General features: G+C 74.1%; 9 protein-coding genes and 2 pseudogenes. 6 read left to right on the forward strand and 5 right to left on the reverse strand.

What is annotated here, in order from left to right; all coding sequences use genetic code 11:
• The first annotated feature begins 35 nt into the window (after positions 1 to 35).
• Both ACFV4N_RS19895 and ACFV4N_RS19900 read left to right on the forward strand, forming a co-directional pair.
• Positions 36 to 726, forward strand: a pseudogene (locus ACFV4N_RS19895) (response regulator transcription factor).
• 125 nt (positions 727 to 851) lie between these two features.
• Positions 852 to 1,514, forward strand: a pseudogene (locus ACFV4N_RS19900) (sensor histidine kinase); the annotation flags it as partial.
• Here the strand turns inward: ACFV4N_RS19900 and ACFV4N_RS19905 are convergent.
• Positions 1,455 to 2,060: a TetR/AcrR family transcriptional regulator gene (locus ACFV4N_RS19905; RefSeq protein ID WP_499674034.1), complete on the reverse strand. Its 606-nt coding sequence runs from the start codon at positions 2,058 to 2,060 to the stop codon at positions 1,455 to 1,457. The pseudogene ACFV4N_RS19900 and the gene ACFV4N_RS19905 overlap by 60 nt on opposite strands.
• Before the next feature lie 94 nt (positions 2,061 to 2,154).
• Between ACFV4N_RS19905 and ACFV4N_RS19910 the strand changes: the two genes are divergently transcribed.
• Entirely contained in the window at positions 2,155 to 3,087 is a 933-nt protein-coding gene (locus ACFV4N_RS19910) for an NmrA/HSCARG family protein (RefSeq protein WP_499674035.1), read from the forward strand.
• Between the two features lie 70 nt (positions 3,088 to 3,157).
• On the opposite strand, the gene ACFV4N_RS19915 is transcribed toward ACFV4N_RS19910, so the two are convergent.
• Positions 3,158 to 4,741 carry an alpha/beta hydrolase gene (locus ACFV4N_RS19915; RefSeq protein ID WP_499674041.1) on the reverse strand — a complete coding sequence of 528 codons (1,584 nt, stop codon included), beginning with the start codon at positions 4,739 to 4,741 and terminating at the stop codon, positions 3,158 to 3,160.
• Between the two features lie 244 nt (positions 4,742 to 4,985).
• Here ACFV4N_RS19915 and ACFV4N_RS19920 point away from each other — a divergent pair, with 244 nt between their 5' ends.
• The 3 genes from ACFV4N_RS19920 to ACFV4N_RS19930 all read left to right on the forward strand — a co-directional run bounded on the left by ACFV4N_RS19920 (position 4,986) and on the right by ACFV4N_RS19930 (position 7,446).
• Entirely contained in the window at positions 4,986 to 5,387 is a 402-nt protein-coding gene (locus tag ACFV4N_RS19920; protein WP_499674036.1) for a hypothetical protein, read from the forward strand.
• Between the two features lie 189 nt (positions 5,388 to 5,576).
• Positions 5,577 to 6,908: a GAF domain-containing protein gene (locus ACFV4N_RS19925; RefSeq protein WP_499674037.1), complete on the forward strand. Its 1,332-nt coding sequence runs from the start codon at positions 5,577 to 5,579 to the stop codon at positions 6,906 to 6,908.
• Positions 6,909 to 7,116: 208 nt separating this feature from the next.
• On the forward strand, positions 7,117 to 7,446 hold the full coding sequence (locus tag ACFV4N_RS19930) for a hypothetical protein (RefSeq protein ID WP_499674038.1): 330 nt from the start codon (positions 7,117 to 7,119) through the stop codon (positions 7,444 to 7,446).
• A gap of 191 nt (positions 7,447 to 7,637) precedes the next feature.
• On the opposite strand, the gene ACFV4N_RS19935 is transcribed toward ACFV4N_RS19930, so the two are convergent.
• The 3 genes from ACFV4N_RS19935 to ACFV4N_RS19945 all read right to left on the reverse strand — a co-directional run.
• Positions 7,638 to 8,837, reverse strand: coding sequence for a cytochrome P450 (locus ACFV4N_RS19935; protein WP_499674039.1), 1,200 nt, complete (start codon positions 8,835 to 8,837; stop codon positions 7,638 to 7,640).
• Positions 8,834 to 10,021: an NAD(P)/FAD-dependent oxidoreductase gene (locus ACFV4N_RS19940; RefSeq protein WP_499674040.1), complete on the reverse strand. Its 1,188-nt coding sequence runs from the start codon at positions 10,019 to 10,021 to the stop codon at positions 8,834 to 8,836. The genes ACFV4N_RS19935 and ACFV4N_RS19940 overlap by 4 nt, the downstream gene beginning before the upstream one ends.
• The coding region (locus tag ACFV4N_RS19945) for a ferredoxin (RefSeq protein ID WP_499674042.1) at positions 10,018 to 10,192 on the reverse strand (175 nt) is incomplete at its 5' end. The genes ACFV4N_RS19940 and ACFV4N_RS19945, both read right to left, overlap by 4 nt.

The raw sequence follows: 10,192 nt of genomic DNA on the forward strand, positions 1-10,192 counted from the left end.
GCCGCCCGTCCCCGCCGGGGTGGTGTGATGGGGGCGTGGACTTCATTCTGGTGGTGGACGACGACCCCGGCCTGCGGGAGCTGCTGCTGTCCGCGTTGCGCTTCGCGGGGTTCGAGGTCGAGGCGGTCGGTGACGTGCCGGCCGCGCTGGGCGCGATCGAGGCCCGCCCGCCCGACGCGATCGTGCTGGACGTGATGCTGCCCGGCACGAACGGCTTCGACCTGCTGCACCTGCTGCGCACGCGGGAGGTGCACGTGCCGGTGATGTTCCTGACCGCCCGCGACGAGCTGGACGACCGCGTGCGCGGGCTGCGCCTCGGCGGCGACGACTACCTCACCAAGCCGTTCCACGTGGTGGAGGTCGCCGCGCGGCTGGAGGCGCTGCTGCGGCGTTCCCGCCGCGTGCCGCCGGCGGCGCCGGGGGGCACGTGGCGCTGCGGCGACCTGGTGCTGGACGAGGTCCGGCACGAGGTGACCCGGGACGGGCGCCCGGTCGAACTGTCCCCCCACCGAGTTCCGGCTGCTGCGCTACCTGTTGGCCAACTCGGGGCGGGTGGTCTCCAAGGCCCAGATCCTGGAGCACGTCTGGCAGTACGACTTCGGCGGCGACACGGGCGTGGTCGAGCGGTTCGTCTCGAACCTGCGCCGCAAGATCGACTCCGGGGGGCCTTCGCTGATCCACACCGTGCGGGGGTTCGGGTACAACCTGCGGGCGGTGCGGAGGTGAACCGGCCCTCCCGGTGGCGGCTCGCCCTCGTCCTGCTGCTGGCCGGGCCGGAAGCCGCCGTCGCCACGGCGGTCAAGCGGGCGTTCGACGACCGGCGGCGGGCCCAGGAGCGGCTGCGCAGCTTCGTCGCCGACGCGGGCCACGAGCTGCGCACGCCGCTGGCGACCATGCAGGGCTGGATCGACCTGTACGTCCAAGGCGCCCTGGACGACCCCGCCCGGCTCGACCACGCCGTGGAACGGCTCCAGGCCGAGGTGGGCCGGATGCGGCTGCTCGTCGACGAACTGGCGTTGCTGGCCCACCTCGACGCGGCCCGCCCGCTGGACCGCGAGCCGGTGGACGTGGTCGCGCTGGCCGGCGAGGTCGTCGACGACGCCCGGGTCGTCAGCCCCGACCGGGCCATCAGCCTGCACGGGGTGGCGGAAGCGGTCGTCGACGCGGACGGCCCGCGCATCCAGCAGGTCCTGCGCAACCTCGTCGGGAACGCGGTCCAGCACACCGGGCCCGGCACGCCGGTCGCGGTCACCGTCACCCGCCAGGACGCGGGGGTGACGATCGCGGTCCGCGACTCCGGCGACGGGATCGACCCCGAGCACCTGCCGCACGTCTTCGAGCGCTTCTACCGCGCCGACCCCGGCCGCGGTCGCGGCAGCGGCGGCTCGTCCGGCCTGGGCCTGGCCATAGTGGAGGCGATCACCACCGCGCACGGCGGCACGGTCGACGTCACCTCAACCCCCGGCCGGGGCACCACGGTCCGGGTCACCCTCCCCGTGGACGGCGCACCCTGACCTGACGCCGTCGAAGACGAGGCGGAGCAGGCGGCGTGCCGCCGCCGGGTCGCTCGCGGCGGTCAGGGAGATGGAGGTCACGAGGACGAGCAGGTCGTCCGGTGAGATCCCCGGTCGGACGGCGCCCACCGCGAGCGCCCGGTCCACCAGGCGCACGGTCGCCCCCCGCACGACGGCGTGGCAGCCCGACGTGGACGGCGACCCCTCGTCGGCCTCCAGCGCAGCGGTCAGGCCACGGGTTTCCACGGCGGACGCGGTCAGCTCCTCCAGCCACGTGAGGAGCCCCGTGCCGGGGTCGCCGCCGGTCAGTTCCTCACCTCGCCGGCGCAAGCGCTCGACGGCCTCGCCGAAGACCTCGTCGAACAACGCGCGCCGGGACGGGAAGTGCCGGTGCAACGTGGCCGAACCCACGCCGGCCTCGCGGGCGATCTCCTCGAAGGAGACCCGGTCCCCGTCCCGGGCGACGAGGGGTCGGGCCGCCGCCAGGAGCCGCTCGTGGTTGCGCTGCCAGTCCGCCCGCGGCGCCTTGAGCCCGCTGCTCGCCATCAGGACGACCTCTCGGTAGACAAGTGGGGTGGCACCCCATATTGTAGCCCGAATAAAACGGGGTGCCACCCCACTTTCTGATCGGAGCATCGTCGTGCCAACATCGCAGTCGTTCGTGCTGGTCACCGGGGCGACCGGCAGGCAGGGAGGCGCCGTGGCCCGCGCGCTGCTCGCCTCCGGCGTCCCGGTCCACGCCCTGGTGCGGGACACCGGCACCGAGCGCGCCTCCGCCCTGCGCGAGCTCGGGGCCGTTCTCGTGCGAGGCGACCTGGACGACGTCCCGTCGCTGGAAGCGGCCCTCGACCACGCCCACGCGGTGTTCTCCGTGCAGACGCCCGACATCACCGGCTCGCCGGGCGACTCCGAACTCCGCCACGGCCGCAACCTGGTCGAGGCCGCCCGCGGGGCGCGGGTCGAACACGTGGTGCACACCTCGGTCTCGGGCGCCGGCACCATCGACGTCGAGCGCTTCGACGAACAGCGCTGGGGCTCCTTCACGCGGCACTACTACCGCGCCAAGGCCGCGGTCGAGGACCTCGTGCGCACCGCGGGCTTCCCGCGGTGGACGATCCTCAGGCCGGCCACGTTCATGGAGAACTTCGTCCGCCCGTCGCCCTACTTCGCCGACCTGACCTCGAACCGGCTCGCCGTCGCCGTGGACCTCGACGTGGCGCTCCCCTTCGTCGCGGTGGACGACATCGGAACCGCTGCCGCCGCCGCGTTCGCGGAACCGGAGCGCTTCCACGGTGTCGAACTGGAACTGGCCGGTGACGTCCTGAGCTTCCGCGACGCCGCACACGTCCTGTCCCGGGTGCTCGGGACCGACGTCGAACTGCCCTCCGGTCCGGACCACGTCCGCGCGGAGGGCCTCCCCGCGGCGCTGTTCCAGGCGCAGCGGCACATGAGCGCCCATCCCGCGCCGGCGCGTCCGCGGTTCGCCGCGCACGTGGGTGTGCCGACGACGAGCTTCGCGGACTGGGCGGCGAACACCCCGGGCACCCGGCCGTCGGGCTCGGCCGGGAGTTGAGGGCCCGGCTCGCCGTCGCGGAGCGGAACGGTGGCCGGGCACCGGCCCGGCCACCGGCACCCGCCGCCGGTCACCGCGGGGCGACGTCGGTGCAGTGGACCTTCCCGTCCGGCAGCCGGCCGGTGGTCAGGAACGCCACCGTCGCCTCGTCCACGCACGCGGAGCCCCGGTGGTAGACGTAGTGCCCGCCGTTGTCCGCGCCGACGAAAGCCGCCCGCTCGCCGAGGACCTCGTGCAGCCCGAGGCCGTCCTCCCACGGCGTGGCGTTGTCCCTGCGGTTCTGCAGGATCAACGTGTTGCGCGGCCCCTCGCCCGTCACGCGGACGGGCTCCTCGATCGGCTTCGGCCAGAACGCGCACGCCCAGATGTTGGCGGGCATCCCGGCGGTGAGCGGCCAGGCCGCGCGGTCCTCGGCGGTGCGGCGGGCGTACTCGTCGACGTCGTCGGACCACGAGGCGTCACCGCAGGTCAGCGCCAGGAACATGGTGGCCTGGTTGTCGGCGGGCACGCCCGGGGTCGGCGGCGGCGCGGCGAACACCTGCCCCAGCACCCGGCCGTCCGCCTCGGTGAGCGCGCCGTCGGCCAGCCCGGCGGCGGCCTTCCAGAACTGCGCGAGCACCGGCAGGCTCTCGTTGTCCAGCAGGAGGCTGTAGGTGACAGTGCGCAGCATCGAACCCGTCAGGGCCAACCGGGTGCCGGGGACGGGCGCGGGGGCGCGGTCGAGGCGGTCGGCGAGTGCGAGGTAGGTCCGGGTCACCTCGTCGACGGTGCCGCCCAGCCCGAGCGCGGCGTGCTGGGCCGCGGCGACCTCGGCCGCGTCGGGGAAGCGTTCCGACATGGCCTTGCCCCAGTTGCCCTTCGCGTCGGCCCAGACCTTCGTGGGGTCGACGTTGCCCTCCAGGACCACCCGATCGGCGCGCTCCGGGAACAGCGACGCGTAGACGGTGCCGAGGTACGTGCCGTAGGACTGGCCCCAGTAGGAGATCTTCTCCTCACCGAGCGCCGCGCGGATGCGGTCCACGTCGCGGGCCGTGTTGGCGGTGGTGAAGTACCGGAGCTTCTCCCCGGCGTTCGTCGCGCACCGCTCGGCGTCGGCACGGGCGTGCTCGACGTTGGCGGTGATCGAGCCGTCCGCGGCCGGGTACGGGAAGAGGCCGGCGAGGGACGGGTCGTCGAAGCCGCAGCTCTGCGGGGTGCTGTGCCCGACCCCGCGGGGGTCGAAGCCGATCAGGTCGTAGGCCGTCAGCACCGACGGCGGCAGGGTCGGCGCCACGACGCCCGGCGCGTCCAGGCCGGCCAACGCCGGGCCGCCCGGGTTCAGCAGCAGGACACCGCGGCGGTCACCGGGCTCCGCCGCCGGCAGCTTCGAGACGGCCACCTCGATCTGCTCGCCACCGGGGTTCCGGTAGTCGAGCGGCACCTCAACCGTTCCGCAGGTGAGCCGGGGGTCGCGACCGGCGCCCTCGGCCAACGCCGGGCACGTGCCCCAGTCGATGCGCGGCGCGGCGGCCTCCTCGGTGACGGCCGGTGGCGCGTCCTCCCTCATCGCTTCTTCCGCGGCGTCACAGGCCCCCACCGCGGCGGCGGTGAGCGCCACCGCGGCCACCACCCCGGTGAACCTGCGGGGGATACCGGTTCCCGCCGACCGTCGCATGGTCTTCAACGCCCTTGCCCTCCAGTTCCCGGCGTGCCGCGGCGCGGTGACGCCGTCGCTGCCGAAAACCTATGGAGGAACGCGATGCCACGAATCCCCTCGGCGTGGACACTTCGCTGTAGTCCTCACGGGGGACGGAGAGCAAGCACTGGCCGTGACGCCCGGCAGCAGGTGTGGCATCCTGGCGACATGATGTGGACCCAGTCGACCCGAAGGGGCAATGCCTCGTAGGAAGCCCGGCGCCGTGCGCGCCGACCGCCCCGAGGCCCGTGATCGCCAGTCGGCGACCCCGATTCCCGGTGTCAACCGGAGAACGCAGCTCGCGATCGAGGCGTTGGCCGCTCGCCGCCTGTGGAGCGGGGACGTTTCCGGAGCGCTTGAGCGGTACCGCCGCTTCCTGCGCCAACCCGGCCGCCGGCTGCACGTCCCGTGGCCCGATTGCCCGTCCTCCGACCCGGTCGAGGCCCGGGACGAGCTGGAAGCCGTCCTGCGAGTGCTGCCGCGCGGCGCCCGTGCCGAGCTGCGTCGGGTCATCGCCCCGCTCGACGACGAGTTCGAGCGGAGGACCCTGCCCGACCCCAAGGCGGGTTCGCTCAGCTCCTGGCACGCTGCCGCGTGGTGGCGTCAGCGACTGCACGAGCGGTGAGTGGCCCGAGGTCGACGGGCGGGGATCCACGACGGCCGAACACGCGGATCGACGCCGCGGCGACGACCCTCGACCCGCCACGCGTGCCGGACACCGCCGGGGACGCGGTCGCACGGCACGTCCTCGTCACGCCCCGACGCGTCCCAGGCCTTAACATGGGGCACCACGTGACGAGGAGCGGACCACCCGATGACAGCAGCAGACCAGCACACCTTCGCCGCGGGATCCGCGGTCGCCGGACAGGCGTCGGAGGAGGACCTGCGAGTTCTGTTCGGGCAGTCCATCGCCGTGTTCGCCTCCCTGGCGGGGCCGGCGCACGTGGTGGAGTCGGCGAACCCGGCGTTCTTCGCCGCCATCGGCGAGCACCGGGCGCGCACCGGTGTCCCGCTGGCGGAGTTGATGCCCGAACTCGCGGGCCAGGGCTTCATCGACCTGCTCGACCAGGTCCACCGCACCGGTGAGCCCTACACCGGCCACGACGTGCCGGTCGTGCTCGACACCGGTCAACGCGCGCGGGAAGCGTTCTTCGACTTCACCTACGAGCCGCGCCGCGACGGTGAGGGCAACGTCATCGGGATCTGGGTGATCGGCGTGGAGACCACCCAGGTCAAGCACGCCCGGCACCTGATGGCCGAGCACCGCGCCCTGCTGGAGCAGATCGCCCGGCAGGCGCCCCTGACCGAGGTCCTCGACGGGATGGCCCGCTGCATCGAGGACCTCGCCCCGCAGGAAGTGCTCGTCTCCGTCCTGCTCGCCGACCCCGACGGACGGCACCTGCGCCACGGGGCCGCGCCCAGCCTGCCCGACTTCTACAACCAGGCCATCGACGGGATCGCCACCGGCGAGGGCGTCGGCTCCTGCGGCACGGCCGCCCACCGGCGGGAACCGGTCGTCGTCGCCGATATCGCCACCGACCCGTTCTGGGACGACTTCCGGGACCTGGCCGACCGGGCCGGACTGGCCGCCTGCTGGTCCACGCCGATCCTGGCCCGCGACGGGAGCCTGCTGGGCACCTTCGCCATGTACCACCGGACCCCGCGCGCCCCGCAGGACTCCGACCTCGCCCTGGCCCGCGTCTTCGCCGGCACCGCCGCCCTGGCCATCGAACGCCACCACGACGAGCAGGCGCGCCGCGACGCCGAGCTCCGCGCCGAAGCGGCCCACGCCGAGCTGGCCAAGGCGATGCGCGCCGAGCAGGAGCTGCGCGCCGAAGCCGAGCAGCGCGCCACCGCCGCGGCGGAACTGGCCGAGCGGATGCGCGCCGCCGCGGCCGCGCAGGCCGCCGTGCCGCATCCCGACCAGTGCCGGCTCGGCGGCGCCGACGGGTGCGCCGAACCGGCCGAGCTCAAGATCGCCGACGCCTGGGGAGACGCGGCCTGGGGCTGCCAGACCCACGCCGAGGAGGCTCTCCTGAACGTGCGGTCGGCGTTCATCGCCAACGAAGAACTCGGCGGCCTGGCCGCCTACATCAACCGCCAACCCTCCCGGGCACGTCACGCGGGACAGCCGCCCACCGGATGACCACCTCTCCGGGGGCCTGATCCGGTCGGGCGAGTGGTGGTCGCGCTCGTGGCCGACCACCTGCCTGGCGGCGCGCGGTTCGGCGGTGATCCGCAGGTGCCTGCCGGGGCCCGGCGGGCTGTGCGGGTGCGAGCCGCCGGGCGGGCTGTGCCGATGACCGGCACGACCATCGCGCTGTTGATCTCCTGGCCGCAGGGATACTGTCGCTGTGAGCAGCGAGGTCGTGCGGGCGACAGTCGAGTGGCAGGCCAACCAGAGCGTGTCGTTCTTCGCCTGTGAGGTCGACGTGGTGGTCCCCGAGGGCGGGCCCGGCTGGGAGACCACGGCCACGATCGTCACGGAGATGTCCGAAGACCACCGAGAGGGCCTGCGGTGGCTGGTGGACAGCGACCCGTTCTTCACGCTGTGGCTCGGAGATCGGGCAGGTGAGGGGATCGAGGTCGAGATGAGCAGCCCCGACCGGTCTGGCCGGGTGCGGCTCAGGGAGGTCCTCGCCGCCGAGTACGACGGTGGGGTGCAGCCCGCCAGACGGTTCTGACGGCCAGAGCTCCCGAGCAGTTCGACCGCCTGGTAGCGCACCTTCGAACTCGGGTCGTGCAGGGCCACTTCCGCGCCGGCGCCGACCGGATCTCCCCCACCAACGACGCGTACCGGTTCACGGGTCGCCCATCGGTGGACGACACCACCCTGGCGTTGGCCGAGCGCACGGCACGGGAGGACGCCGGCCCATCACCAGGTCACGGGCAGCTCGTAGACCCCGTAGACGAAACCGTCGTGCTTGAAGGGGATCTCGTCGAAGTCAGCGGCCAGCCTCAGACCCGGCAGCCGCCGGTACAGGGTGCGGTAGACGATCTCCAGTTCCAGCCTCGCCAGGGGCTGCCCGAGGCACTGGTGCACGCCGAAGCCGAAGGCCACGTGGTGGCGCGCCTCGCGGGTCAGGTCGAGCCGGTCCGGGTCGGGGAAGGCTTCCGGGTCCCGGTTGGCGATCTCGTTGGGCAGCACGAAGCCCTCGCCGGCTCGGATCGGGCAGCCCGCGACCTCCATGTCCTCCAGGGCGAAGCGCCGCCGGCCGCCGTGGGTGATGTTGAGGTAGCGCAGTAGTTCCTCGACCGCGCGGCGGGCCACCGCGGGGTCGTCGGAGTCGCGGAGGAGGGCGAGTTGGTCGGGGTGTCGCAGCAGCACGAGGGTGCTCAGGGCGATCATGTTGGCGGTCGTCTCGTGGCCCGCGATCAGCAGGAGCACGCCCATCTGCGTGGCCTGCTGGAGGGTCAGCTCACCCGCCTGGATCTTCTCGGCCAGCCTGGACAGGAGGTCGTCGCCCGGGTTCTCCAGTTTCGCGGCGATGAGTCGGGCCAGGTACTCGCCCAGGGCGCCGAGTGCTTCACCGCGCTGCGCGGGGGTGGAGTCGCGGTTGATGAGCGTGCTGCTGTTGCGCTGGAAGAACTCGTGGTCCTCGTAGGGCACGTCGAGCAGCTCGCAGATCACCAGTGACGGGACCGGCAGCGCGAACGCCCGCACCAGGTCCACCGGCTTGGGGCCGGCCAGCAGGTCGTCGACCGCCTCGTCCACGACGCGCCGCACCATCGGCCGCAGGGCTTCGACCTTCTTCACCGCGAACGCCGCGCCGACCATGCGCCGCAGCCGGGCGTGCTCGGGGTCGTCCATGCCGATGAAGCTGAGCGTGCCGCCGTTGCGCTCGGCCTGGCTCGGGTAGTCGGGGTGCGTCATGTCGGCGCTGACCCGCCGGTCGGTGAGCACGGCGCGCTGGTCGGCGTAGCGGGTGACCAGCCACGGGGTGCTGCCGTCCCAGATGCGGACCCTGGTCAGCGGCGCGGCGGCCTGGAGGTCGCGCAGCGCGGGCGGCGGGTCGAACGGGCAGCCCTCCGCGCGGGGCATGGGGTACTCGGGGATCTCGGTGGCGCCGGTCATCGCGCTCCTCCCACCAGGAGCCGCGGCCCCAGGAGTTCTTGACGGTGTTGGCGGGCCTGCTTGGGCATGTTCCAGCCGAGGACGCCCACGGGCTCGCCGGCGCGGCGGTGGGTGACGACGAAGCGCCGCGCGGCCACCTCGCCCGCCACCACGTCGGCCTCGTCGGTCGGGGTGCCGTAGACGTGCAGCCGGGCGTCGAACTGGTCGGTCCAGAAGTAGGGCACGGGCGCGTACGCGCGGTTCGCGCCCAGCACGTTGTCGGCCACGGCGGCGGCCTGCTCGGTGGCGTTGGTGCGGTTCTCCAGCCTGACCAGCGCGCCCAGCGGCTCGTGGCGCCAGCGCGCGACGTCGCCGACGGCGTAGACCCCGTCGGCGGCGCGGCACCGGGCGTCGCACACCACGCCGTTGTCCAGGGTCAGCCCGCTGCCCTCCAGCCACCCGGTGTCGGGCACCGCGCCGAGGGCGACCAGGACCACGTCCGCGGGCAGCTCCTCGCCGCCCTCCAGCCGCACGCCGGTCACCCGGCCGGCCGCGGCGGTCAGGCCGAGCACGGCCGCGCCGAGCCGCAGCCGCACGCCGCGCTCGGCGTGCAGGTCGGCGAGCAGCCCCGCGACGAGCGGGCCGAGCTGGGCGGCCAGGGGCGCGGCCTGGGGACCGGCCAGGGTGACGTCCAGGCCGAGGGTCCGCGCGGTCGCGGCGACCTCGGCGCCGAGCACGCCGTCGCCGACCACGACGAGCCGCGTCACGCCCGGCCGCAGCAGGTCGGCGCGCAGGGCGAGGGCGTCGTCCAGGGTGCGCAGCACGTGCGCGCCCGCCAGGCCGTCCTGGTCGGGCAGGGTCCTGGGGCGCACGCCGGTCGCGAGCACGACCGCGTCCGCCCGCAGGGTGAGGCCGCTCGCGGTGGTCACCGCGCGGTCGTCGAGGTCCAGGGCCACGGCCCGGTCGCCCAGGACGAACCGCGCGCCCAGGGCCTCCAGGACGTCGTCGCCGCGCAGCCGGGCCCGCTCGGGCTCCCACGCGCCGGCCAGGACCTGCTTGGACAGCGGCGGCCGGTCGTACGGCGGGTGCGGCTCGTCGCCGATCAGGGTCAGGCCGCCGGTGTAACCCTTGCGGCGCAACGCCTCCGCGGTGGCCAGACCGGCGGCCGAGGCGCCGACGACCAGCACCTCGCCCGGCGTCGTCACGCCCGCTCGCCGAGCGTGATCGCCGCCGCCGGGCACACGTCGGCGGCCTCGCGCACGGCGGCGTGCAGGTGCCCGGCGGGCTCCGGGTCGAGCAGCACCACGACGCCGTCCTCGTCGCGCTGGTCGAACACGTCCGGCGCGGCCAGCACGCAGGAGCCCGCGCCGCAGCAC

Source organism: Actinosynnema sp. NPDC059797, from assembly GCF_042732085.1.
GTDB lineage: Bacteria > Actinomycetota > Actinomycetes > Mycobacteriales > Pseudonocardiaceae > Actinosynnema.